This is a genomic window from Clavibacter sp. B3I6 (genome assembly GCF_030816895.1).
Lineage (GTDB): Bacteria > Actinomycetota > Actinomycetes > Actinomycetales > Microbacteriaceae > Clavibacter.
Window position 1 is genome coordinate 2,608,130 of the sequence record NZ_JAUSYL010000001.1, and the last position, 25,004, is coordinate 2,633,133.

Sequence of the window (25,004 nt, forward strand, 5' to 3'; positions counted from 1 at the left end):
GGGTCGTGCGAAGAGCGGATCAGGGCTGCGGCGCCGCCTTGGCCTTCTCCTGGTCGGCCGCGAGCGTGCCGAGGTACAGCTCGATGACCTTCGGGTCGTTCATGAGCTCGCGCCCCCGGCCCTCGTACGCGTCCCTGCCCTGGTCGAGGACGTAGCCGCGGTCGCAGATCTGCAGGGCGCGACGGGCGTTCTGCTCCACGATCATGACCGAGACGCCCGCGCGGTTGATCTGCGCGACGTTGATGAACGTCTCGTCCTGGCGCACGGGGGACAGGCCGGCGCTCGGCTCGTCGAGGAGCAGGACCGTCGGGTCCATCATGAGCGCGCGCGACATGGCGACCATCTGGCGCTCGCCGCCGGACAGGGATCCGGCGCGCTGCTTGAGGCGCTTGCCGAGCTCCGGGAACAGGTCGGTGACGAACGCCAGCCGCTCCTTGTACATCTTGGGCTTCTGGTAGACGCCCATCTGCAGGTTCTCGTCGATCGTGAGGGTCGGGAACACGTTGTTGTTCTGCGGCACCATGCCCACGCCGCGCGTCACGAGCTTGTCGGCCTTGAGGCCGGTGATGTCCTGGCCGTTCAGCTCGATGCTGCCGCCGCGCACGTTCACCTGCCCGAAGATCGCCTTGAGGAGCGTCGACTTGCCCGCGCCGTTCGGGCCGATGATGCCCACGAGCTCGCCCTTGTCGACGTGCACGTTGCACCCGTTGAGGATGTTGACCCCGGGCAGGTAGCCCGCGTGGAGGTCGGTGGTCTGGAGGACCCGCTCTGCCGTCACTTCTCTGCCGCTTCCTTCTCGATCTCGTCCTTGACGAGGTCGGACTCCATGTCCTTCGCCACCTCGCGCTGGCCCGTGAGGGTGCCGAGGTCGGTGTCGTGGTGGGCGCCGAGGTAGGCGTCGATGACGGCCGGGTCGCTCATCACGGTGGAGGGCGGGCCCTCGGCGACGATGCGGCCCTCGGCCATGACGACGACCCAGTCGGCGATCTCGTTGACCATGTGCATGTCGTGCTCGACGAACAGCACGGTCATGCCCTCGGTCTTGAGGTCGAGGATGTGGTGCAGCAGCGACTGCGTCAGCGCGGGGTTGACCCCGGCCATCGGCTCGTCGAGCATCACGAGCTCGGGCTTGGTCATGAGCGCCCGCGCCATCTCGAGGAGCTTCCGCTGGCCGCCGGAGAGGCTGGCCGCGTAGTCCTCCTCCTTGGCGTCGAGCTTGAACTTCCGGAGGAGTCCGCGAGCGCGCTCCGTGATCTCGTCCTCCTTCTTTCTCCAGAGGGGGCGGATCAGGGCGGAGAAGAAGTTCTCGCCGCCCTGGCCGGTGGCGCCGAGGCGCATGTTCTCCAGCACCGTCATGCCGCCGAGCGCCTTCGTGAGCTGGAACGTGCGCACCATGCCGAGGCGGGCGACGCGGAACGCGCTCATGCCGGCGAGGTTCCGGCCCGAGAACTCCCACTTGCCCGTGTTCGGCTTGTCGAAGCCGGTGAGCAGGTTGAAGAAGGTCGTCTTGCCGGCGCCGTTCGGGCCGATGAGGGCCGTGATGGAGCCGCGCGGGATCTCGAGGTGGTCGACGTCGACCGCCTTCAGGCCGCCGAACTGCCGACTGACGCCGTGCGCGACGATGATGGGGTCCCTCTTGGCGCAGCCCGGACCGGCGTCGCCGTCGAGGATGGCCGAGACCGGGGTCTTGTCAGGCAAAGTGCGTCTCCTTCTTCTTCCCGAAGATGCCCTGTGGTCGGAAGATCACGAGCAGCATGAGCGCGACGCCCACGATGATGAAGCGGATCGGGCCCTGCTGGGTGCTCGAGATGGGCAGCCACTCGTTCGATACCGCGAGGCTGAGCAGGCCGTCCGAGAGCGACAGCGTGACCCAGAAGATGATCGAGCCGATGACCGGGCCGAAGATCGTCGCGGCACCGCCCAGCAGCATGATCGTGTAGAGGAAGAACGTGAGCTGCGTGCCGTAGTTGTCGGGCTGCAGCGACCTCGGGAGGATGAAGACCACGCCCGCGAGCCCGCCGAACACGCCGCCGAGCACGAGCGCCTGCATCTTGTAGGAGTACACGTTCTTGCCGAGCGCGCGGACCGCGTCCTCGTCCTCGCGCACGCCCTTCAGCACGCGGCCCCAGGGGCTGCGCATGAGCAGGAAGACCAGGAGGCAGGCGATGCCGACGAGGCCCCAGCCCACGATGCGGATCCACCACTGGTCGGCGGAGTAGGTGAGGACGCCGGCGCCGAAGCGGCCCTCGGGCAGCGGGTTGAGGTCGTTGAACCCCGCGGCCGCGCCGTTGATGCCCTCGGAGCCGCCCGTGACGCTCGAGAACTCCGGCGTCTTGACGCTCAACCGGATGATCTCCGCCGCCGCGATGGTCACGATGCTCAAGTAGTCGGCCCGCAACCGGAGGGTCGGGATGCCGAGGATGAGCGCGAACACGGTGCTGGCGACGATCGCCGCGAGGAGGGACGCCCAGACGGGCCAGTCGTACATGACCGCCGTGATGGCGAACGCGTACCCGCCGATGGCCATGAAGCCGGCCTGGCCGAAGTTGAGCAGGCCCGTGAAGCCGAAGTGGATCACGAGGCCGACGGTCGCGAGCGCGTACGCCGCGGTGGTCGGCGAGAAGATCTCGCCGATCGCCAGGAAGATGAAGTTGGTGTTCATGCGCGGCTAACCGATCCGATCTTTCCGACCCAGGATGCCCTGGGGCCTGACGAGCAGGATGACGATCATGACCACGAGAGCGGCCACGTACTTCATGTTCTCGGGCAGGACCATGGTGCTGACGTTGATGAACACGCCGATCACGATCGAGCCGATGAGCGCGCCGAACGCCGTGCCCAGGCCGCCGAGGACGACCGCGGAGAAGACGAGCAGCAGGATGGACGCGCCCGTGTCCCACCGCAGCGACTGGTAGTAGGCGATGAAGACGCCGGACAGCGCGGCGAGGGCCGCGCCGCCGATCCACACGACCCGGATCACGCCCTCGACGTCGATGCCGGACGCTGCCGCGAGCGAGCGGTTGTCGGAGACGGCGCGGGTGGCCTTGCCGATCTTCGTGTACAGCAGCACGTAGGCGACGGCGAGGAGCAGCACGATCGAGACCACGGCGCCGGCGACGTCGGTGAACTTGAGGCTCACCGGCCCGACGACCAGGAACGGCGCCGGGCTGTTGGGGAGCGTCAGGCGGTCCGCGCCGAAGATGAACTGGAAGAGGTAGCGGAGGGCGAGCGACAAACCGATCGTGACGATCATCAGCGGCACGAGGCCGAGGCCCCGCTTCCGGAGGGGCTTCCAGATCGCCGCGTCCTGCGCGTAGCCGAACGCGCCGCCGAGGACCACCGTGATCAGGATCGCGAGCACCGGGTTGAGGCCGAGCACGTTGCTGAACAGGTACGCCATCAGCGCGCCGAAGGTCACCAGCTCGCCGTGGGCGAAGTTGTTGAGGCCGGTGGTGCCGTAGATGAGGGAGAGGCCGATGGCGGCGAGGGCGAGGAGGAGGCCGAAGATGAGGCCCGTCACCACCTTGGGCCAGAAGATCTTCCAGAAGTTGTTGCCCGTCACGGGCTCCGCGGTGCCCGAGACCGCGCCGGTCTCGGTGTCCGGGGCGGCGGTCTCGCCGCCCGACGGCGTCCCGGCGTCGGTGCTCGGCGTGGGGCTCGCACCGCCCGCGCCGCCCGCGGCGGCGTCGGGGGAGAGGAAGAAGAAGGCCGGCACGTTCTTGTTGCCCGCGGCCACGTCGATCTCGCGGGGGCTCGAGCCCGCGCGGGGGAGGCCGGCGCCCTCGGGGATCGTCGACTCGTCGACCTGGACCGTGAACGAGCCCGGCGCGCTGAGCCCGACCTCGGCCTTGCCCTCCGCGTCCGTCGTGCCGGTGGCGCGTCGACGCCGCCGCCCGAGACCGTGACGGTCACCCCGGCGATGCCGGTCTTGTCGGCGTCCGCCCGGACCCACACGAGCAGCGACTGCTCGGCGGCGGCCGGGTCGACCGCCTGCGGCGCCGCGCGCGGATCCGCGTGGGCGCCCGACGGGGGCGAGAGGAGAAGTGCGGTGCAGGCGAACGCCACCGCGAGAATCAGGGCCCACACGCGCTGCGCGCGTGCTCCGGCCGAACCAGTGGCTATCACTAGACCTCCATAGGGGGAGCCGGCGGATGGTGAGTTCCGCGCAGGCGCCGCGACTACCGTCAGGACGACGTTGGTTGACAGTACGTGCTGATTATGTCCTGGATGTTTCGGGGCCGGGCCGCGTGGCGACGTGCTACGCGGGGAATAGCGCACGACGGCGACCGTTAACATCGATGCACCGGTTGCCGACGCGGTCCCCCGGCTCCACCATCCGCCTCTCATCGTCCCCTGGAGGGAACTTGGATCAGTCCGACCCGTTCGGCGTCATCGGCCTCACCTACGACGACGTCATGCTCCTGCCGGGGCACACCGACGTCATCCCGAGCGAGGCGGACACGACCTCCCGCCTGACGCGCAACATCAGCGTCGCCGCTCCCCTCCTCTCCTCCGCGATGGACACCGTCACCGAGGCGCGCATGGCGATCGCCATGGCCCGCCAGGGCGGGCTCGGGGTCATCCACCGCAACCTCTCCATCGAGGACCAGGCCGCCTTCGTCGACAAGGTGAAGCGCAGCGAGTCCGGCATGATCACGAACCCGGTCACCACGCGCCCCGACGCCACGGTCGCCGAGGTGGACGCGCTCTGCGGGCAGTTCCGCGTCTCCGGCCTCCCGGTCGTCGAGTCGGACGGCACGCTCGTCGGCATCATCACGAACCGCGACATGCGCTTCGTCTCGCCGGTGCAGGCGGCCACGACGCTCGTCCGCGACGTCATGACCCGCACCCCGCTCATCACCGGCCGGGTCGGCATCGACCCGGACCACGCCATCGCGATCTTCGCGGAGCACAAGATCGAGAAGCTCCCGCTGGTGGACGACGCCGGCAAGCTGCGCGGCCTCATCACCGTCAAGGACTTCGACAAGTCCGAGCAGTACCCGGACGCCACGAAGGATGCCGAGGGGCGCCTCCGCGTCGGCGCGGCCATCGGCTTCTTCGGCGACGCCTGGCAGCGCGCGCTCGCGCTCGTCGAGGCAGGCGTGGACGTGCTCGTGGTCGACACCGCCAACGGCGACAGCAAGGGCGTGCTCGACATCATCCGCCGCCTGAAGAGCGACCCGGCCACGTCGCACGTCGACGTGATCGGCGGCAACGTCGCGACCCGCTCGGGCGCGCAGGCGCTCATCGACGCCGGAGCGGACGCCATCAAGGTGGGCGTCGGACCCGGATCCATCTGCACCACGCGCGTCGTCGCCGGCGTCGGCGTCCCGCAGGTGACCGCCGTCTACGAGGCGTCGCTCGCGGCGCGCGCGGGCGGGCATCCCCGTCATCGCGGACGGCGGCCTCCAGTACTCGGGCGACATCGCCAAGGCGCTCGTCGCCGGCGCGGACACGGTCATGCTCGGCAGCCTCCTCGCGGGCTGCGACGAGAGCCCCGGCGACCTCATGTTCGTCGGCGGCAAGCAGTTCAAGAGCTACCGCGGCATGGGCTCGCTCGGCGCCCTGCAGACGCGCGGCTCGAAGACGTCCTACTCGAAGGACCGCTACTACCAGGCGGACGTGCCGAGCGACGACAAGCTCATCCCCGAGGGCATCGAGGGCCAGGTGCCCTACCGCGGGTCGCTCGCCAACGTCGTGTACCAGCTCACGGGCGGACTGCGGCAGTCGATGTTCTACGTCGGCGCGCGCACGATCGGCGAGCTGAAGGACCGCGGGCGCTTCGTGCGGATCACCGCGGCGGGGCTCAAGGAGTCGCACCCGCACGACGTGCAGATGGTGGTCGAGGCGCCCAACTACCGGCGCTGAGGCGAGGAGCCGCGCGATCCGCGCGGTGGTGACGAGGGGCCGGTGCGCATCGCACCGGCCCCTCGCGCGTGCGGGCGCTCCCTCACAGGGCGCAGGGCGCACGGGGTGTCCGGCGGGTCGCGGGGCCTCGCGTGCCGGGGCGGTCCCCGACGCGACACTTCCCGCATGCCGTCGTCCCCGCGTCCCGTCCCCTCCTCCGCTCCTCCCACGGAGCCCGCGCTCGGGCCGCCCGGGGTGGCGCTGATCCTCTCCGGGGCGCCGCCCGCGACCCCGGCGTCGTGCCTCGGCTCCTCGGGTGAAGAGGAGCGCGCGGACGCGGGGGCCGTCGCCCGCGCGGAGGCGCGGGGCTCGCTCGTCCGGCTGCGCGCCGGGGTGCACGTGGACCGCCTCGCGTGGGAGGCGGTGTCGGCGCGCGAGCGGCACCTGCTGCGGATCCGCGCGCTCGCCCGGGTCTCCGCGGCCCCGATCGTGCTCGGCGGGGCGTCCGCGGCGGCCGTGCACGCGCTGCCGCGCCTCACGCCGTGGCCGACCCTCGTCACGCTGCTCGAGCTGCCCGGGACGCCCGCGGGACGTCCGGCGGGCACCCGCATCTCCCGTGATCCCACGCGGGGGCGGTCGCCGCTCGTGCGGGTGACGGAGGGCGTGGGTCTGCCGGGTCTCGCGGCGACGGCGCTCGCCGCGTCGCACGAGGCGGCGATGGCGGCGGTGCGGGACGCCTCGCCGCACGGCCCGGGCTGGCTCGCGCACGGGCTGGTCGCGCTCGATGACGTGCTCGGGCCGACGCGCGCGTCGCCCGCGACGCGCGCGGACCTCGAGGCGGAGCGGGAGCTGCGCGGTCCCGGGCCGTGGAGCCGGCGGGCGGAGCTGCTCGTGGAGGCGGCGGACGGCGCGGCCCGCTGCCCCGTCGAGTCGGTCGCCCGCGGCGTCGCCCGGGAGACGGGGCTCGCGCATCCGGACGTCGGGGTCGGCGTGGACGGTCACGGGCGGCTCGTGCTGGCCTGGCGGCGCGAGCGGATCGGGCTGCGGATCGCGGCGTCGGCGACGGCCGACGACCGGCCGGATCCCGTGGCCGGGGAAGCCGGGCAGGCCACGGAGCGGGGTCGGTGGCGCGTCGTCGTGGCGGCGGAGCGCGACGTCCTGGCCGCGGGCCGGCTGCGGGCGCTGCTGCTCCATGCGGGTCTCGAGCCCGAGCGTCGGTCCGCGCACGTGCGACCCGGGGCGCGGCCGGATCCGGGCGGCGGCCGGTCGCGCAGGAGCCCGCCGCTAGGCTGTGCGGGTGAGTGATGTAGAGATCGGCCGCGCCAAGCGCGCCCGCCGCGTGTACGCGTTCGACGACATCGCCATCGTCCCGTCCCGTCGCACACGCGACCCCCAGGACGTGTCGGTCTCGTGGTCGATCGACGCGTACCAGTTCGAGATCCCGTTCCTCGCGGCGCCCATGGACTCCGTGGTCTCCCCGGCCACGGCGATCGCCATGGGGCGCTTCGGCGGCGTCGGGGTCCTCGACCTCGAGGGCCTCTGGACCCGGTACGAGAACCCCGAGCGCCTGCTCGAGGAGATCCGCTCGCTGCCGCCCGAGTCGGCGACCGCCCGCATGCAGCAGATCTACGCCGAGCCGATCAAGCCGGAGCTCATCACGGCGCGCATCGCCGAGATCCGCGCGGCCGGCGTCGTCGTCGCCGCGGCCCTCTCCCCGCAGCGCACCGCCGACCACTACGAGACCGTGGTCGCGGCCGGCATCGACCTCTTCGTCATCCGCGGCACCACCGTGTCCGCCGAGCACGTCTCCAAGGGCGCCGCGCCCCTCAACCTCAAGGAGTTCATCTACGAGCTCGACGTCCCCGTCATCGTCGGCGGCGCGGCCACCTACACGGCGGCCCTGCACCTCATGCGCACGGGAGCGGCGGGCGTGCTCGTCGGCTTCGGCGGGGGAGCGGCGTCGACCACGCGCTCGGCCCTCGGGATCCACGCGCCCATGGCCACCGCGCTGTCCGACGTCGCGGGCGCGCGACGCGACTACATGGACGAGTCCGGCGGCCGCTACGTGCACGTCATCGCGGACGGCGGCCTCGGCAGCTCCGGCGACATCGTCAAGGCCATCGCGGTCGGCGCCGACGCCGTCATGCTCGGCTCGACGCTGGCGCGCGCCACCGACGCACCCGGCCAGGGCTTCCACTGGGGCGCCGAGGCGCACCACCCCGAGCTGCCGCGCGGCCACCGCGTCCGCGTCGACCAGGTCGCGCCCCTCGAGCAGATCCTCTACGGCCCGTCTACCCGGGCCGACGGCAGCTCCAACCTGGTCGGCGCCCTGCGCCGCGCCATGGCCACCACCGGCTACTCCGACCTCAAGGAGTTCCAGCGCGTCGAGGTCGTCGTCGCTCCGTACGGCAAGTAGTACGCCGGCCGCCCCGCCGGACCCGCATCGCGTCGAGCGACCGGGAACATGCGGGGTCCGGCCGGCGTTGTGATCCACAGGAAGAGGGAGGTGCGCGCATGGCGGAGGTCCGTCGCGTCAAGCTGCCGGGTGTCGGCGTGCTGCACACCTTCATCACCGACGACGGGGGCAAGGTCGGCGTCATCGCCCACCGCTCCGGCCACAGCGACCTGATCACCTTCTCGGAGGAGCAGGACGGGCCCGACACGCAGAAGGTGTCGCTCCGCCTCAGCGAGGACGAGGCCCACACGCTCGCGGAGCTGCTCGGCGGCACGCGCATCACCGAGTCGCTCGACAAGCTCGACCAGATCCCGGGCCTCAGCATCGACTGGTTCACCGTCGACTACGACGACCACATCGCCGGTCAGGCGCTCGGCAACCTCGCGTCGCGCGGCGTCGTCGGCCTCACGGTCGTGGCGGTCGTGCGCGGCGACTCCGCGAACCCCGCGCCCGCCGACGACTTCACGGTGTACCCGGGCGACACGCTCGTGGTCGCCGGCTCGCCGGAGAAGGTCGCCAAGGCCTTCGCGTTCTACCGGACGGGCGAGTTCCCGCACCGTCCCGCATCCGGCTCCGCGCCGGACGGAGGGTAGCGGGTGCACCACGGCCACGACCTCATCGTCCTCGGCCTGCTGTTCGTCCTCGCCTACGCGTTCGGCCAGCTCGGCAAGCGCGTCGGCCTGCCCGCCATCCCCATCTACATGCTCATCGGGCTCCTCGCGAGCCCGAGCGTCGACTGGTTCCCGCTCGACTTCGCCTCGGGCGACATCGAGCTCATCGCCGTCTTCGGCCTGATCCTCCTGCTGTTCAACCTCGGCCTGGAGTTCGACCAGGACGAGTTCTTCGGCAACGCGGGCAAGCTCATCGTCTCCGGCGGCTCCTACGTGCTCATTAACATGGGCGTCGGGTTCGCGTTCGGCTTCGCGCTCGGCTGGGGCACCCGCGAGGCGCTGGTCATCGCGGGCATGACGGCCACCTCCTCGAGCGCCATCGTCACGAAGCTCCTCATCGAGCTGAACCGGCTCGCCAACGACGAGACGCCCATGATCCTGGGCGTCACGGTGGTCGAGGACATCTTCATCGCCGTCTACCTCGCCATCGTGTCCGTCGTGCTGAGCGGCGAGACCGAGCCCTGGGCCGTGGTCGGCCAGCTGGCCGTGTCGTTCGCGTTCCTCGTCATCATGTTCACGGTCGCGCGGAAGGGCGGCGCCTTCCTCTCGCGCTTCCTCCGCACGCGCGACGTGGAGCTGTTCACGGTCCTGTTCTTCGGCCTCGCGATCCTCTTCGGCGGCATCGGGGAGGTCCTCGGCGTCACGGACGCGATCGGGGCCTTCCTCATCGGCCTCGTGCTCGGGGCGACCCGCGTGCGCAACCGCATCGAGCAGATCGCCATCCCGCTGCGCGACGTGTTCGGCGCGTTCTTCTTCCTGAACTTCGGGCTCGCGCTCGACCCGGGCGAGTTCCCCACGGTGGTGGTCCCGGTGCTGGTGGCCGTCGCCATGACCGTCACGCTCAACCTCATCGCGGGCCAGTTCGTCGCCTGGCTCAACGGCCACGGCGCCCAGGCCGGCATCAACACGGCCTTCATCCTGCAGAACCGGGGCGAGTTCGCGCTGATCCTCGCGACGCTGTCGCTCTCGGCGGGGCTCGACGAGCGGATCCAGCCCTTCGCCGGCCTCTACGTGCTCGTCATGGCGATCATGGGGCCGCTCCTCGCCGCCAACTCGGTGCGCATCGGCACGGCCGTCCTGCCCACGCGCTACCGCTCCGCCACCAAGCGCGCGGCGGAGAAGGCCGAGCGCGACGCCGAGCGCGCGGGCGCCCTCGCCCTGTTCGAGGCCGCCGAGCGCGGGGACCCCGTGCCCGCGGACGCCTTCGACGACGGCCTCGCGATCGCGGGATCCCGACCCGGCACGGCCGCGCGCGGCACGACGCCGGGCACCGGTCCCGAGGCGGAGGGCGGGCGCGGATCGGGCGTGCCGCGCGGTGCGGGAGCCGACGCCGCCGACGGCGACGACGAGGAGGCGCGTCCCGCCCCCGACCGCCGCCGTGCCGAGCAGGCCGGGCAGCAGTCCGACCACGACACCTGGACACCGCCGACGCGCGAACGGGAACCCGACTACTGATGACGCACGCATCCGACCACCTCCCCGACGGCAGCGGGCGCTCCGGCTCCGGGACGCCCGGACCCGGCGGTCCGGGATCCGAGGGCCCCGGCCCCACCGTCGCCCAGGTCGCCCGGCGCCCCCGTTCGATCGCGCTGCTCGCGCTCGCGCTGGTCATCGCCGCGGGGTTCGCCGCGCTCGGGCAGTGGCAGCTGGCCCGCGCCGTCGAGTCGGGCGTCGTGATCGAGCGCGACACCGAGACGGCGCTGCCGCTGGGGACGCTCGCCGAGCCGCAGGGCTACGTCACCGACCGGTCGGCCGGGCACATGGTCACCGTCTCGGGCGCGCTCGTCCCCGGCGACTTCGTCGTCGTGTCGGACCGGCTGGACGACGGCCGCACCGGCGCCTGGGTCGTCGGCCACCTGTCGGTCACGGACGACGGCCGGCCCGCGGATGCCGCGCCCGACGCCCTCCCCGCCAGCGTCCCCGTCGCCCTCGGCTGGGCCGCGACCGACGACGAGGCGGCGGCCGTCGCCGCGCGCCTGAACGCCGATGCCGGTCCGTCGGCAGGCACCCGGGAGGTCGTCGGCCGCTTCCTCCCCAGCGAGCAGCCCGAGCCGTCCGGCACCGGCCAGGATCCGCAGCGCATGACGCGCCTCAGCACGGCGGCGCTCGTCAACGTCTGGCAGGGCGACGTGGGCGACGTCTACAACGGCTTCGTCGTGGCCTCCGACGCCCAAGCGGGGCTCTCGCCCATCTACTCGCCGCCGCCGAGCGAGGACGTGCAGCTCAACTGGCTCAACATCTTCTACGCGGCGGAGTGGGCGGTCTTCGCGATCTTCGCGATCGTCATCTGGTACCGCACCGTGCGCGACACCTGGACACGCGAGCAGCCGGGCTACCGCGACGACGACGACGATGACGACGACGACCCGCTCCCCGAGGGCGCCCTCGACGCGTCCGGCGGCGCTCCCCGCCCCGGGAGCCGCGCAGACGCCGACCGGTAGGATCCAGGCATGGCCCACGGACTCAAGCGCTCCGACGTCCCGCAGATCCGGAGGGTCCTCGGCTTCTACCGCGTCATGGCCTTCATCACCGGCGCGTTCCTCCTCCTCCTGGTCGTGGAGATGGGGTTCAAGTACCTGCCGGGCTTCCAGTTCGCCGACGGTTCGCTGCAGTACCTCGCGGGCGCCGGCTACGAGCTCGAGCTGAACGGCCCGTCGGGCTTCCTGGCGCTGTCGCCGGCCGACACCCTCACGGGCACGAACCTCAGCCTCATCGTCCAGATCGTCCACGGCAACATCTACGTCGTCTACCTCATCAGCGACTTCCTGCTCTGGCAGCGGATGCGCTGGTCGTTCACGCGCTTCATCCTCATCGCGGCGGGCGGCGTCGTGCCGTTCCTGTCCTTCGTGGTCGAGGCCCGCATCGCGCGCCAGGTGCACGCGACCATCGCGGAGCTCGAGGCGCCGCGCCGCGCCGCCGCGAGCGCCCCCGGCGACGACGACCGCCGCGCCCCCCGACCCACCGACCCGACCACCACCACGGAGGCCACCACTTGAGCGTCGACAACCCCACGAACCAGCGCCCCGTCCTCGTCGTCGACTTCGGCGCCCAGTACGCGCAGCTGATCGCCCGCCGCGTCCGCGAGGCCAACGTCTACTCGGAGATCGTGCCGTCCACGATCACGGCCGAGGAGATCCGCGCGAAGGACCCGTCCGGCATCGTCCTGAGCGGCGGCCCGTCGAGCGTCTACGAGGAGGGCTCGCCCGGCCTCGACGAGGGGATCCTCGACCTCGGCGTCCCCGTGCTCGGCATCTGCTACGGCTTCCAGGTCATGGCCCGCGCGCTCGGCGGCGAGGTCGCGCACACCGGCCAGCGCGAGTACGGCTCCACCGCGGTCACGCTCACGCCCGGCAGCACCCTGCTCGACGGCCAGCCCGACGACCAGACGGTGTGGATGAGCCACGGCGACTCCGTGTCGAAGGCACCCGAGGGCTTCGAGGTCCTCGCCTCCAGCGCGTCCACGCCCGTCGCCGCGTTCGCGAGCGACGAGCGCCGCCTGTACGGCGTGCAGTGGCACCCCGAGGTCAAGCACTCCGCGCACGGCCAGGCCGTGCTCGAGAACTTCCTGCACCGCGCCGCCGGCATCCCGGGCGACTGGAACAGCGGCAACGTCATCGCCGAGCAGGTCGAGCGGATCCGCGCCCAGGTCGGCGACGCCCGCGTCATCTGCGGCCTCTCCGGCGGTGTCGACTCCGCCGTGGCCGCCGCGATCGTGCACCGCGCGGTCGGCGATCAGCTCACGTGCGTGTTCGTCGACCACGGCCTCCTCCGCCAGGATGAGCGCCGCCAGGTCGAGGAGGACTACGTGGCCGCCACGGGCGTCCGCCTCGTCACGGTCGACGCGGCCGAGCAGTTCCTGGACGGCCTCGCGGGCGTCACGGACCCCGAGGCCAAGCGCAAGATCATCGGCCGCGAGTTCATCCGCTCGTTCGAGGGCGCCGCGGAGGCGCTCGTGCTCGAGGCGAAGGCCGACGGCGAGCCCATCCGCTTCCTCGTGCAGGGCACGCTCTACCCGGACGTCGTCGAGTCCGGCGGCGGCACGGGCACCGCGAACATCAAGAGCCACCACAACGTGGGCGGCCTCCCGGAGGACCTCAAGTTCGAGCTCGTCGAGCCGCTGCGGACCCTCTTCAAGGACGAGGTGCGCGCCATCGGCCGCGAGCTGGGCCTCCCCGAGGTCATCGTGGGGCGCCAGCCCTTCCCCGGTCCCGGCCTCGGGATCCGCATCGTCGGCGAGGTCACGGCCGAGCGCCTCGAGCTGCTGCGCCAGGCCGACGCGATCGCGCGCGCCGAGCTCACCGCGGCGGGCCTCGACCAGGAGATCTGGCAGTGCCCCGTGGTGCTCCTGGCGGATGTCCGGTCCGTGGGCGTGCAGGGCGACGGCCGCACCTACGGCCACCCCATCGTGCTGCGTCCCGTCTCGAGCGAGGACGCGATGACGGCGGACTGGACCCGCCTCCCGTACGACGTGCTCGCGCGGATCTCGAACCGCATCACGAACGAGGTCGACGGGGTGAACCGCGTCGTGCTCGACGTCACGTCGAAGCCGCCGGGAACCATCGAGTGGGAGTGATCCTCCCGCCCGGGCGTTGGACGACGAAGGCCGCTCCCCTCGGGGAGCGGCCTTCGTCGTTCTGCCGGTCCGCGGTGCTGCGCCGCGGACCGGGTGCTGCTAGTCGTTGCCGCGCAGGATCGCGAACAGGCGGAGCAGCTCGACGTACAGCCACACGATGGTGACCACGAGGCCGAAGGCCGCGGTCCAGCCGTAGCGACGCGGGGCGCCGGCGCGGACGCCGCGCTGGATGAAGTCGAAGTCGAGCACCAGCGAGTAGGACGCCAGCAGGACGACGAAGATGCCGAGGATGACGCCGAGCGGGATGCCGAACACGGGCTGGCTGCGCAGTCCGAAGGCGCTGTCGGTGACGCCGAAGGCCATCAGGCCGAAGTTCAGCAGCGAGAACAGCAGGTAACCGACCATCGCGACCATGAAGATCTTCGTGGCCTTCTTGGAGGCGCGGATCTTGCCGCTGCGGAACAGCAGGAGGACGGTGGCGAACACCGCCGCCGTGCCGAGGACCGCCTGCGTCGCGACGCCGGGGTAGATGCCCTCGAAGACGCGGGAGATGCCGCCCACGAAGAGGCCCTCGAACGCGGCGTACGCGACGATGAGCGGGACGGACGGCTCCTTCTTGAAGGAGTTGACGAGTCCGAGCACGAATCCGCCGAGCGCGCCGAGCAGCGCGAGGGGCATGGCCAGCGGGCCCGAGAGCCAGGCGACGGCGCCGAGGACGATGACGATCGCGAGAAGGCTGACCGTCTTGACGGTCGTGTCCTCGAACGTCATGCGGTCGGTCTGGGAGGCCGTCGCGGACGGGCGGTTGTAGAGCTCGTCGAGGCTCTCCGGGGTCACATCCCTCGTGGGCGTCGCACCCCGGCCGTTGAAGACCGGGTTGTTGGAGAACGTGGGGTTGGCCATGATCCTTCTACTCTCAATGGTGGATGAACGTGATCGGGCATCAATTTAGCCGACCAGGCTGGGAAACCACTCGCGCGGGCCCTGTATTTCCTCACATGGGCACCCGCTCGCCGTCCACCTGGCGCCTGTAGCGTCCCCCGCGTGGATCACGCCCCTCGCCCCCGCCCCCTCGTCATCGCCCATCGCGGAGCGAGCGGACACCGCCCCGAGCACTCCGCGGCCGCCGTGCGGCTGGGCTTCGCGCAGGGAGCGGATGCCGTCGAGCCCGACCTCGTCACCTCGTCCGACGGGGTGCTCGTCATCCGGCACGAGAACGAGCTGTCGGGCACCACGGACGTCGCGGACCGTCCCGAGTACGCCGACCGCCGGACCACGCGCGTCGTCGACGGCGTCGAGCGCACGGGCTGGTTCACCGAGGACATGACGTGGGCCGAGATCCGGACGCTCCGATGCCGGGAGCGGATCCCCGCGATCCGGCCGGGCAACGCGACGCACGACGACGAGGAGGCGGTGCTCTCGCTGCCCGACCTGCTCCGCATCATCGACCAGGAGTCCGCGCGACACGGCCGACCGCTCGGCATGGTGGCGGAGATCAAGCACGCCACCCACTTCGCCGCCTTCGGCCTGCCGCTCGACGAGCTGCTCGCGCGCGACCTCGTGGCTCACGGCTGGGCGTCGGACGCATCGCGCCTCACGGTCGAGTCCTTCGAGCGGGACGTGCTGCTGCGGGTCCGGGCACGCGGCGTGGAGGCCCGGCTGGTGTACCTGCTCGAGGGACGCGGCGCCGCAACGGACGAGGTCGCGCGCCACGGCGGATCGGCGGCCACCTTCGACGAGCAGCTGACGGACGCGGGGCTCGCGGCGCTCGCCGCCGACGTGGACGGCATCAGCGTCGGCGTGGAGCGGATCTGCCCGGCGGCGGGCTTCACCGCCGATCGCGCCGACGATGCGGTCCCCGCTCCCGGCTCCGACCTGGTCGGGCGCGCGCACGCCGCCGGCCTCTCCGTGTTCACCTGGACGCTCCGGCCCGAGAACGCGTTCCTGCCCCGACCCCTCCGCGGGTCCGGGCCGAGGTCCGCGCACGGCGACTTCCGCGCGCACTGGGGGCGGCTCCTCGACGCGGGCGTCGACGGCGTGTTCGTCGACCATCCGGATCTCGCGGTGCGGCTCGTCGAGGAGCGGGCGGCGGCGGTCGGGGCCGGGGGATAGGGGCGCGGGGCGTCAGGTCCGGTCGCGGGGGCTCCGGGTCGCTCGGCTCGCTCGGTCGCTCGGTCGCTCGGTCGCTCGGCTCGGCTCGGCTCGCTCGGTTCGGATCGCTCCGCTCCGCTCGGCGCTCGCGCCGCCTCGCGGCGGGCGTACCGGATGGTGCGGCCACGGGCCGCGCGTCTCCCGCCCGGACCGGCGTCGGGGGCAGCGCCTAGGATCGATGCCGACATGAGTGCCGACCCCGCCGCCCTTCCCGCCTCCAGCACGCCGATCATCCTCGACGGCCGCGGGGGCGCCGGCGGAGGGCCCGGGACCCCGTCGGATCCGCTGCTCGAGGGCCTCAACCCGGAGCAGCGCGAGGCCGTCGTGTACCGCGGGCCGGCCCTCCTCATCGTCGCTGGCGCCGGCTCCGGGAAGACGCGCGTGCTCACCCACCGCATCGCGAGCCTCATCGAGTCGCGGGAGGCGTGGCCGAGCCAGATCCTGGCCATCACGTTCACGAACAAGGCCGCCGCGGAGATGCGCGAGCGCGTCGAGTCGCTCCTCGGCCAGGCGTCCGAGGGCATGTGGATCTCGACGTTCCACTCCGCGTGCGTGCGCATCCTGCGTCGCGAGGCGGAGGCGTTCGGCTTCACGCAGAACTTCACCATCTACGACTCGGCCGACAGTCGGGTCCTCATCAAGCGGATCATCAAGCAGCTCGACGCGGACACGCTCGGCTTCACGGTCTCCTCCGTGTCCGGCCGCATCTCGAAGCTCAAGAACGAGCTGTCGGACGCCGACACCTTCGCCCGCACGGCCAACTTCAACGACCCGGCCGAGGCCATGTTCGTGGAGATCTTCCGGCAGTACACGCGCTCGCTGGCGTCCGCGAACGCCTTCGACTTCGACGACCTCATCGGGCAGACCGTCTTCCTGTTCCGCGCGTTCCCGAAGGTGGCGGCGCTCTACCAGCGGCGCTTCCGGCACGTGCTGGTGGACGAGTACCAGGACACGAACCACGCGCAGTACTCCCTCATCCGCGAGCTCACACGCGCGGTCTCGCCCGACGACGTGCCCGTCGACACGCGCATGTCGACGAACGGCATGGGCGGCATCGACGGAGCGTCGCTCACCGTGGTGGGCGACAGCGACCAGTCGATCTACGCCTTCCGCGGCGCCGACATCCGCAACATCACCGAGTTCGAGCGCGACTTCCCGCAGTCGAAGGTCGTGCTCCTCGAGCAGAACTACCGGTCGACGCAGAACATCCTCACCGCGGCCAACGCCGTCATCTCCCACAACTTCGACCGCAAGGACAAGAAGCTGTGGACGTCCATCGGCGACGGCGACAAGATCGTCGGCTTCACGGGGTACTCGGGTCACGACGAGGCGCAGTTCGTGGCCGACGAGATCCAGAAGCTGCACGAGGAGGGCACCGCCTACTCGGAGATCGCGGTCTTCTACCGGACCAACGCGCAGACGCGCGCGCTCGAGGAGATCCTCATCCGCTCCGCAGTCCCGTATCGGATCATGGGCGGCACGAAGTTCTACGAGCGGGCTGAGATCAAGGACGCCATGGCGTACCTGGTCTCCGTGGCGAACCCCGCCGACGTGCTCGCGCTCCGCCGCATCCTCAACACCCCGAAGCGCGGCATCGGCCCCGCCACGGAGACGGCGCTGGCGAACTTCGCCGAGGCGCACGGCGTCACCTTCCGGGAGGCCATGCGGCGCGCGTCCGAGCTGGGGCTCGGGCCGAAGGTCACCCAGGCGATCCTCACGCTCTCTCGCATGCTCGACGAGGTGGCGCTGCTGCTCGATCCCGACCGGCCGGAGGGGCGCACCTCCGTCGGCGACCTCGTCACCACGCTCCTCGACCGGAGCGGCCTGGTGCAGGCGCTCCGCGCGAGCAAGGACGCCCAGGACGAGGCGCGCGCGGAGAACGTCGAGGAGCTCGTCGCGGTGACGAAGGAGTTCTCGCGCAACAACCCGGAGGGCCAGCTCGTCGACTTCCTCACGGAGGTCTCCCTCGTGGCCGCCGCCGACGAGCTGGACGACTCGAGCGGCACGGTGTCCCTCATGACCCTCCACACGGCGAAGGGCCTCGAGTACGACTCGGTATTCCTCACCGGGGTGGAGGAGGACCTGCTCCCGCACCGCATGTCCGCGAACGAACCCGGCGGCCCTGCCGAGGAGCGGCGTCTCTTCTACGTCGGCATCACGCGAGCCCGCCGCCGCCTCTTCATCTCCCTCGCCATGACCCGCGCGCAGTTCGGCGAGGTCAACGTGGCCATGCCGAGCCGGTACCTGCAGGAGATCCCAGCCGAGCTGATCGACTGGAAGCAGTCCCCGGGCATGGCCACGTCGCGCGGCGGCACCCAGCCGCGGGCGCTCAACGCCCGTCGGGAGGGCGGCGGGTACAGCGGTCGATCCCGGTCGACGAGCGGCTTCGAGGACCCGGCCCTGCCGCCGCCCCCGCGTCCCAAGACCCAGTGGGCCAACACGGTCACGGGGCAGGTGCGCGACAACGGCGACCTGGAGCTCGCGTTCGGCGATCGCATTCGCCACACCGACTTCGGCGACGGCCGGGTCACGGCTGTCACGGGCGAAGGGCGCAAGCGCATCGCGGAGGTGCAGTTCGACGGACCGGCGGGGCGGAAGCGGCTCCTCATCAAGATCGCGCCCATCGAGAAGCTCTAGCGGTCCTCCGGCGACGTCGGCCGCTGGTGCGGGCGCCGACGCCGAGCGCGCCGATGGCGCCGACGGCGGCCGCCGCGCAGGCCAGCTGCCCGGCGCCGACCCGCTGCCCACCTGCTGTTCCCGGGACGTCGATCCCCGGCGCGCCGCCCGTCATCGCCAGCTCGGGGTTCGCGGGCGGGGTGGGCGGGGTCGCCGGCGGGGGCGGGCTGACATGGAACGTCTCGGCGGCGTGCGCCACGTGGTCGGCGAAGGGGGCGATGGCAGCCCCGTCGGCGTCGTCCGCCGGGCGCCCGGGGCTGTCGAGCACGGCCACGTACCACCCGGGAACGTCGACGCGCATGCACGGCGTGGTCACGTCGCCGTCGCCCCTGAGCTGCACCACGGCCTGGGCGGCTGCGGGCGACGTCTCGTCGGAGGGCTCGAGGGCCTCGCCCTCCGCAGGAGCGGAGTCGAGCGGTCCGACGAGGCGCACCCGGATGGGCACGGGCCCCACGCCGACGAACCCCGTGGCGTGCAGCGTGTCGGCCTGGCACTCGCCCGTGGTGATCTCCGGCGCCCCGATCGTGGTCGTGACCGTCGGAGGGTGCGGGACCTGCGTCGACTCCGTCGCGGCACCGAAGGTCGAGCGCCAGGGGAGCACCCGCGTCCGGCCCTCCGCCATCGGGGTGTCGTCCGGCGAGATGGACTCGACCCAGGTGTAGAAGCCGCCCGCGGGCACGCGGCAGGCGGGCGTGGTGTAGTCGCCCGGTCCGCGGTCGACGGGGGTGGTCACCGCGCAGACCTGCGGTGCATCGTCCGGGGCGTCGTCCCGCTCCGGGCCCACCTGCCCCGGGAACGGGCCGAGGAGCCTGCTCCGGACGATGACGGGCACGGGGACGAGGCTCCCGTCCTCACGCCGCGCGACCCCCCAGCCGTCGGAGGTGGCCGGCCTCCCGGGCGCAGCCGGCGCCGCCGGGTCGCTGGAGACGAGGAGATGGTCCGCCACCTCGTCGCCGACCGCGGCCACCGCACGTGACGTGCGCGTGACGACCCGGGGCGCGAAGGGGAGGGGACTCGGCGCTCGCGCATCCGCCCGTGCCGCGGCGCGCGCATCCGCAGGACGGGCCAGGACCAGTCGCTGCGACGCGGCCCCGGCGCCGACCACGTCGAGCGCGTCGCCGTAGGGGAGGCCGGAGAACGCGGCGCTCGCCGTGACGTGGGACTCCGGGGAGGACCCGGTCGCCGTGACGGGGACGGCGGTGCCGTTCGCCACCTCCGTGCTCGTGCTGCCGTCCGCGAAGACGGCGCCCTCCAGGGAGACGGTGCCCGTCCGGGTCCCGGGGGCGACGTCTGCCGGCCCGGTGGCGAGGAAGTCGGCACGCAGGTCGGCGCGCACCGTGCCGTGGCCGTCGTCCCCGAGCGTGACCGCGGCGGCGGCGGTGATCGACCGCGAGGCGCCGGTCGCGGAGCCGGCCTCGGCGAGCATGTCCCGGGCACGCGACTCCACGACGCCCGCCCGATCGCCGGCGCGCGATGCGTACCAGTCGAGGTCGTGCCCGCCGAGGCCGGTGATGCTCCACGTCGCGAGCTGCCCGGCGGCCGCGGTGTCGGGATCCGCGGTCCCCGCCCAGGTTCGGGCGATGTAGGCGAGGCGCGCCCGGTCGTCGGCGGAGCGGCCCGGATCGTCCACCGGTGCGTACTCGTGACCGGGCGGGGCGGCCAGCCCGACGTCGATGCAGAAGCCGAGCCGCCCGTCGTCCAGCCGGTACGACCCGAGCCAGCGGCCGTCCGGGCCGGAGGCGTAGCCCGTTCCGCGGGAGGTCGCGCTCAGCGCCTGCGCGGGAGGCGCGGCGCTCGTCGCGAGGCCGAGGCCGGGGCCGATGGCCAGCCCGATGCCCACGAACGTGGCCACGAGGCGGGCGGCGGGGCAGGGGCCCGGCGGCCGCGCGGGGCGTCGGCGGGTCGGGGGAGCGGGGGAGGGGATCCGTGTCATGGCCGCAGGGTGCGGCATCGCGCGCGCCCCCGATCGGGCTCCCGGCGGGACGGGGAGGGGATGCGGGACGCGCGACCTGTGCAGGAGCGGCCCGGCGTCCGCTAGTCGGCGTCGCGCCGCCCGTACCGGCGCGTGATCACCGACCGCGGCGCCTCGCGGACCGCGCGCGGCATCAGCCGGTAGACCGCGAGGACGGTCCCGAGCGCCCGTCGGAAGCGGCGCTCGAGCCGCGCGTCCCAGCGCATCCCGAAGCCCGAGCGGATCCGCGGCGGCAGCAGCCCCGCCGTCACGAGGGCGACGAGCGGCATCACGGCGCGCACCACGGGCGATCCCACGCGTCCGCCCAGCAGCGTCCGCGCGACCCGGCGGGCGTCCGGCGTCGGGTCGAGGGTCGCGATCCGCTCCTCCCAGTACGCGCGGAAGGCGACCCTGTCCGCGGGCCAGCGCCCCTCCGGGACCTGGAGCGCCGTGCCCAGCACGGCGTACTCCGCGTAGATCCGGTCCGCGGCCTCCTCGGGCAGCGGGCCGAAGCAGGTCTCGAACATCAGGACGGCAGAGTCGTAGAGCGTCGCCGCCACCCACAGCTGCAGGTCGGCGTCGTACGCCGAGTACGCCGGCGCGGAGCCGTCCGCGGCGGGGACCGCCGACCGCACGGGAGCGTGGGCGCGTCCCACGATGCGCCGAGCGCGCGCGACCTCGGCGGGCGACCCGAAGACGACGGCGTACACGTAGCCGAGGGTGCCCTCGAGCCGGTCGAGCGGACGCGAGGCGAAGTCGCTGTGCTCGGCCACCCCGCGGGCGACCGACGGGTCGGCGATCTGCAGCAGGATCGCCCGTCCGCCCGCGGCCAGGAGGATCCCCTCGCCGGCGAGGTCGCGGATGGATCCGTCCCGCCGTCGCGCGGCGTGCGTCGTCGGCCTCATCCGCCCAGTCTCCCTCCCCAGGCGGGCGGTTCCCGTCCCGCAGCACGGGCGCAGGGCGCCCCGGTCGGCCGACGCGGGACCCGATAGGCTCTCCACGGTCGTCGACGCGGCGGGCCGGTCCACCCCGGTGGGCGGCGTGCGCGTCGACCAGCCGCTACACACCGGGTGCCGCCACCAGACGGTCGTGGCACCGCAGCCTCGAACGACGCACGTAACCGCCGAGCGCGGGTGCGGATGGGATGACACGCGTGGATCTTTTCGAATACCAGGCCAGGGACCTCTTCGAGTCCTACGGCGTCCCGGTCCTCCCGGGGATCGTCGCCGACACCGCCGAGGAGGTGCGCGCCGCGGCCGAGAAGCTGGGCGGCACCGTGGTCGTGAAGGCGCAGGTGAAGACCGGCGGCCGCGGCAAGGCCGGCGGCGTCAAGGTCGCCCAGAGCGCCGACGCGGCGTACGAGGCGGCGCAGTCCATCCTCGGCCTCGACATCAAGGGCCACACCGTGAACCGCGTCATGGTCGCCGCCGGTGCGCGCATCAAGCAGGAGTTCTACTTCTCGATCCTGCTCGACCGCGCCGAGCGCTCCTACCTCTCCCTCACCAGCTACGAGGGCGGCATGGAGATCGAGGAGCTCGCGGTCACGCGCCCCGAGGCCCTCGCCCGCATCGAGATCGACCCGGTCACCGGCATCGACGCCGCCAAGGCCGAGGAGATCGCGCGCGCCGCGTCCTTCCCGGAGGAGCTCATCGCCAAGGTCGCGCCCGTGTTCGAGCGCCTCTGGTGGGTCTACCGCGACGAGGACGCGACGCTCGTCGAGGTCAACCCGCTGGTGCTCACCGAGTCGGGCGACATCATCGCCCTCGACGGCAAGGTCACGCTCGACGAGAACGCCGGCTTCCGCCACGAGGGCCACGCGGCCCTCGAGGACGCGGCCGCCGCGGACCCGCTCGAGGCGAAGGCCAAGGAGTCCGACCTCAACTACGTGAAGCTCGACGGCCAGGTCGGCATCATCGGCAACGGCGCGGGTCTCGTCATGTCCACGCTGGACGTCGTCAGCTACGCGGGCGAGAAGCACGGCGGCGCGCGCCCCGCGAACTTCCTCGACATCGGCGGTGGAGCGTCCGCCGAGGTCATGGCCGCGGGTCTCGACGTCATCCTCGGCGACGAGCAGGTCCGCAGCGTCTTCGTCAACGTCTTCGGCGGCATCACGTCGTGCGACGCCGTCGCGAACGGCATCGTCGGCGCGCTCGACAAGCTGGGCGACACCGCCACCAAGCCGCTCGTCGTCCGGCTCGACGGCAACAACGTCGAGGAGGGCCGCCGCATCCTCGAGGAGCGCGCGCACCCCCTCGTCACCGTCGTCGGCACCATGGACGAGGCGGCCGACAAGGCCGCCGAGCTGGCCGCCGCGTAACTCCCGAGAGAGAACAGGAACAGGTACATGTCGATTCTTCTCGACGAGAACAGCAGGATCATCGTCCAGGGCCTCACGGGCTCCGAGGGCACCAAGCACGCGGGCCGCATGCTCGCGTCCGGCAGCAAGGTCGTGGGCGGCGTCAACCCGCGCAAGGCCGGCACCACGGTCGAGATCGCGGGCGTCGAGCTCCCGATCTTCGGCTCCGTCGCCGAGGCCATGGCGGAGACGGGCGCCGACGTGTCGGTCATCTTCGTGCCCCCGGCGTTCGCCAAGAGCGCGGTGCTGGAGGCGATCGACGCGGCCATCCCGCTCGCGGTCGTCATCACCGAGGGCATCCCGGTCAAGGACTCCGCGGAGTTCTGGTCGCACGCCAAGAGCACCGGCGGGAAGACCCGCATCGTCGGTCCGAACTGCCCCGGCATCATCAGCCCCGGCAAGTCGAACGCCGGCATCATCCCCGCCACCATCACCGAGGCCGGCCCCATCGGCCTCGTGTCGAAGTCCGGCACGCTCACGTACCAGATGATGTACGAGCTGCGCGACCTGGGCATCTCCACCGCCATCGGCATCGGCGGCGACCCCGTCATCGGCACCACGCACATCGACGCCCTCGAGGCGTTCGAGGCGGACCCGGAGACGCGCGCCATCGTCATGATCGGCGAGATCGGCGGCGACGCCGAGGAGCGCGCGGCCGAGTACATCAAGGCGCACGTCACCAAGCCGGTCGTCGCGTACGTCGCGGGCTTCACCGCCCCCGAGGGCAAGACCATGGGCCACGCCGGCGCCATCGTCTCCGGCGGCAGCGGCACGGCGCAGGGCAAGAAGGAGGCCCTCGAGGCCTCCGGCGTCAAGGTCGGCAAGACGCCGACCGAGACGGCCAACCTCCTCCGCGAGGTCTTCGCCGCGCTGTAGGGCGCCCGCGCTCCAGGCGCATGACGACGGCCCGCATCCGGTGGATGCGGGCCGTCGTCACGCCCGCGCCTCCTCCCCTGGCGGATCGCCCCGCGGATGCCCCGCCGCGCCCGCCGCCCGACCGGTCGCGCAGGGCCCGGCCGGTAGGGTCGTCGAGGCATGAACCGACACGCAACCGCCCTGTTCGCGGCACTCGAGGCGCTCCTGGTGGTGGGGGTCGGCGTCGCCCTGCCCCTCGTCCCGCTCACCGCGCTCTGGGCGGGGCAGTACGACCTGCAGATCGACTGGGGCGTCTTCGCGCGCACGGCGATCGACCTGTGGCTCCTGGGGCACGGCGTGCCGCTCACCGCGTCGCTGGATCCGGCGCTCGCGGCGGCCCTCGGGCTCCCCGCGGTGGACGCGCCGTTCATGCTGTCGCTCGCGCCGCTCGGCTTCGCCCTCCTCACGCTCCTCCTCGGGATCCGCGCCGGCCGCCGCATCGTCGAGACCGACCACCCGGGGATCGGCGCGATCGCCGCCGTCGGGACCACGGCCGTGCTGTCGCTCGGCCTGGCGCTCGCCGCGCAGCACGAGGGCATCGCCCCGGCCGTCGTGCGGGGTGCCGCGCTCCCGACGCTGGTGCTCGCCCTCGGCCTCCTCGTGGGCGGCATCGCCCGCGTCGACCGCGCGCGCGCCGGCAGATGGTGGGCCTCCCTGTCGTCCGGCCGTCTCGCGGCGGTCATCCGGAGCGGGCGCGACGCGTTCGACCGCCTCCCGGCGGGGGCGGCATCGGTCACCGCGACGGCCCTGCGCGGGGGAGCGGCGGCGGCCTTCGCGGTCGTCGCGATCTCGGCCGTCGTCGTCGCCGTGCTGCTCGGCATCCAGTACGCCACCGTGATCACCCTCTACGAGACGCTGCAGACGGGGATCGTCGGCGGCGTCGCGCTCACGCTCGGGCAGCTCGCGCTCCTGCCGAACCTGGTGCTCTGGACGGCGTCCTGGCTCCTCGGTCCGGGCTTCGCGATCGGCACCGGGTCGTCCGTGTCGCCGCTCGGCACGTCGGTGGGCCCGCTGCCGTCGGTGCCCGTGCTGGGCATCCTGCCGCAGGGCGCGCTCGACCTCGGCTTCCTCGGCATCCTCGTGCCCGTGGTCGTGGCCTTCGTCGCGGCGGTCGCGCTGTCGCCGCGCGTGTCGCGCATCCCGGAGCCGGAGGCGCGGCGGTGGCCGTGGTTCCTGGTGGCCGGGCTCGGCATGGGCGTCGTCGGCGCGGGGATCCTCGCGCTGCTCGCCGTGATCTCCGGCGGGGCCGCGGGTCCGGGCCGCCTGGCCGACGTGGGGCCGGCCGCCGGGTGGATCCTCCTCGCCGCGTTCCTCGAGATCGGCATCGCCTCCGTCGCCGGCATGTTCGTGTCCGGGCTGATGGCGCCGCTCGTCCGGCGCAGCGCCGAGGGACGCGGATAGGCTGTGGC

Annotated in this window: 19 protein-coding genes and 1 pseudogene; 13 read left to right on the forward strand and 7 right to left on the reverse strand. The window is 72.6% G+C overall.

Annotated elements, in window-relative coordinates:
• Positions 1 to 19: 19 nt before the first annotated feature.
• From QFZ62_RS12725 to QFZ62_RS12740, 4 genes are read right to left on the reverse strand one after another with little or no spacing between them, the layout of a single operon-like run.
• Positions 20 to 778 (reverse strand): ABC transporter ATP-binding protein, encoded by a 759-nt coding sequence (locus QFZ62_RS12725; protein WP_307506309.1) that lies wholly within the window; start codon positions 776 to 778, stop codon positions 20 to 22.
• Positions 775 to 1,698 carry an ABC transporter ATP-binding protein gene (locus tag QFZ62_RS12730; RefSeq protein ID WP_307506311.1) on the reverse strand — a complete coding sequence of 308 codons (924 nt, stop codon included), beginning with the start codon at positions 1,696 to 1,698 and terminating at the stop codon, positions 775 to 777. The genes QFZ62_RS12725 and QFZ62_RS12730 overlap by 4 nt, the downstream gene beginning before the upstream one ends.
• A complete protein-coding gene (locus QFZ62_RS12735; RefSeq protein ID WP_307506313.1) occupies positions 1,691 to 2,662 on the reverse strand; it encodes a branched-chain amino acid ABC transporter permease in 972 nt (323 codons plus the stop codon). Before QFZ62_RS12735 ends, QFZ62_RS12730 begins: the two co-directional genes overlap by 8 nt.
• 6 nt (positions 2,663 to 2,668) lie before the next feature.
• Positions 2,669 to 3,952 (reverse strand): branched-chain amino acid ABC transporter permease, encoded by a 1,284-nt coding sequence (locus QFZ62_RS12740; RefSeq protein WP_307506315.1) that lies wholly within the window; start codon positions 3,950 to 3,952, stop codon positions 2,669 to 2,671.
• 412 nt (positions 3,953 to 4,364) lie between these two features.
• On the opposite strand from QFZ62_RS12740, the pseudogene guaB reads away from it, so the two are divergent.
• The 8 genes and pseudogenes from guaB (at position 4,365) to guaA (ending at position 13,546) form a co-directional block, all read left to right on the forward strand.
• Positions 4,365 to 5,868 (forward strand): annotated as a pseudogene (gene guaB / locus QFZ62_RS12745) (IMP dehydrogenase).
• 165 nt (positions 5,869 to 6,033) lie between these two features.
• On the forward strand, positions 6,034 to 7,152 hold the full coding sequence (locus tag QFZ62_RS12750; protein ID WP_307506317.1) for a hypothetical protein: 1,119 nt from the start codon (positions 6,034 to 6,036) through the stop codon (positions 7,150 to 7,152).
• Positions 7,145 to 8,263: a GuaB3 family IMP dehydrogenase-related protein gene (locus tag QFZ62_RS12755; protein ID WP_307506318.1), complete on the forward strand. Its 1,119-nt coding sequence runs from the start codon at positions 7,145 to 7,147 to the stop codon at positions 8,261 to 8,263. Before QFZ62_RS12750 ends, QFZ62_RS12755 begins: the two co-directional genes overlap by 8 nt.
• Positions 8,264 to 8,361: 98 nt before the next feature.
• Positions 8,362 to 8,895, forward strand: a complete 534-nt coding sequence (locus QFZ62_RS12760) for a cation:proton antiporter regulatory subunit (protein ID WP_307506320.1) — start codon at positions 8,362 to 8,364, stop codon at positions 8,893 to 8,895.
• 3 nt (positions 8,896 to 8,898) lie between these two features.
• The gene (locus QFZ62_RS12765) at positions 8,899 to 10,428 is read left to right on the forward strand and encodes a cation:proton antiporter (RefSeq protein WP_307506322.1); all 1,530 of its coding nucleotides are present in this window, start codon (positions 8,899 to 8,901) and stop codon (positions 10,426 to 10,428) included.
• The gene (locus tag QFZ62_RS12770; RefSeq protein WP_307506324.1) at positions 10,428 to 11,414 is read left to right on the forward strand and encodes an SURF1 family protein; all 987 of its coding nucleotides are present in this window, start codon (positions 10,428 to 10,430) and stop codon (positions 11,412 to 11,414) included. The genes QFZ62_RS12765 and QFZ62_RS12770 overlap by 1 nt, the downstream gene beginning before the upstream one ends.
• Positions 11,415 to 11,423: 9 nt before the next feature.
• Complete coding sequence (locus tag QFZ62_RS12775) at positions 11,424 to 11,969, forward strand: DUF3817 domain-containing protein (RefSeq protein ID WP_307506326.1); 546 nt, start codon at positions 11,424 to 11,426, stop codon at positions 11,967 to 11,969.
• The gene (guaA, locus tag QFZ62_RS12780) at positions 11,966 to 13,546 is read left to right on the forward strand and encodes a glutamine-hydrolyzing GMP synthase (protein ID WP_307506328.1); all 1,581 of its coding nucleotides are present in this window, start codon (positions 11,966 to 11,968) and stop codon (positions 13,544 to 13,546) included. The genes QFZ62_RS12775 and guaA overlap by 4 nt, the downstream gene beginning before the upstream one ends.
• A gap of 99 nt (positions 13,547 to 13,645) precedes the next feature.
• Here the strand turns inward: guaA and QFZ62_RS12785 are convergent, their stop codons facing one another.
• The gene (locus QFZ62_RS12785; protein ID WP_307506330.1) at positions 13,646 to 14,449 is read right to left on the reverse strand and encodes a Bax inhibitor-1/YccA family protein; all 804 of its coding nucleotides are present in this window, start codon (positions 14,447 to 14,449) and stop codon (positions 13,646 to 13,648) included.
• 141 nt (positions 14,450 to 14,590) lie between these two features.
• Here QFZ62_RS12785 and QFZ62_RS12790 point away from each other — a divergent pair, with 141 nt between their 5' ends.
• Positions 14,591 to 15,658, forward strand: a complete 1,068-nt coding sequence (locus tag QFZ62_RS12790) for a glycerophosphodiester phosphodiesterase family protein (protein ID WP_307506332.1) — start codon at positions 14,591 to 14,593, stop codon at positions 15,656 to 15,658.
• Positions 15,659 to 15,883: 225 nt separating this feature from the next.
• Complete coding sequence (locus QFZ62_RS12795) at positions 15,884 to 18,334, forward strand: ATP-dependent helicase (RefSeq protein WP_307506334.1); 2,451 nt, start codon at positions 15,884 to 15,886, stop codon at positions 18,332 to 18,334.
• Here QFZ62_RS12795 and QFZ62_RS12800 read toward each other — a convergent pair.
• Complete coding sequence (locus QFZ62_RS12800) at positions 18,306 to 20,306, reverse strand: hypothetical protein (RefSeq protein WP_307506336.1); 2,001 nt, start codon at positions 20,304 to 20,306, stop codon at positions 18,306 to 18,308. The genes QFZ62_RS12795 and QFZ62_RS12800 overlap by 29 nt on opposite strands.
• 101 nt (positions 20,307 to 20,407) lie before the next feature.
• The gene (locus QFZ62_RS12805) at positions 20,408 to 21,229 is read right to left on the reverse strand and encodes an oxygenase MpaB family protein (protein ID WP_307506338.1); all 822 of its coding nucleotides are present in this window, start codon (positions 21,227 to 21,229) and stop codon (positions 20,408 to 20,410) included.
• A gap of 248 nt (positions 21,230 to 21,477) precedes the next feature.
• Between QFZ62_RS12805 and sucC the strand changes: the two genes are divergently transcribed.
• The 3 genes from sucC to QFZ62_RS12820 all read left to right on the forward strand — a co-directional run bounded on the left by sucC (position 21,478) and on the right by QFZ62_RS12820 (position 24,996).
• The gene (gene sucC / locus QFZ62_RS12810; RefSeq protein WP_307506340.1) at positions 21,478 to 22,641 is read left to right on the forward strand and encodes an ADP-forming succinate--CoA ligase subunit beta; all 1,164 of its coding nucleotides are present in this window, start codon (positions 21,478 to 21,480) and stop codon (positions 22,639 to 22,641) included.
• A 27-nt stretch (positions 22,642 to 22,668) separates the two neighbouring features.
• The gene (gene sucD / locus QFZ62_RS12815; RefSeq protein ID WP_307506342.1) at positions 22,669 to 23,556 is read left to right on the forward strand and encodes a succinate--CoA ligase subunit alpha; all 888 of its coding nucleotides are present in this window, start codon (positions 22,669 to 22,671) and stop codon (positions 23,554 to 23,556) included.
• A 159-nt stretch (positions 23,557 to 23,715) separates the two neighbouring features.
• The gene (locus QFZ62_RS12820) at positions 23,716 to 24,996 is read left to right on the forward strand and encodes a DUF6350 family protein (protein WP_307506345.1); all 1,281 of its coding nucleotides are present in this window, start codon (positions 23,716 to 23,718) and stop codon (positions 24,994 to 24,996) included.
• Positions 24,997 to 25,004 lie beyond the last annotated feature (8 nt).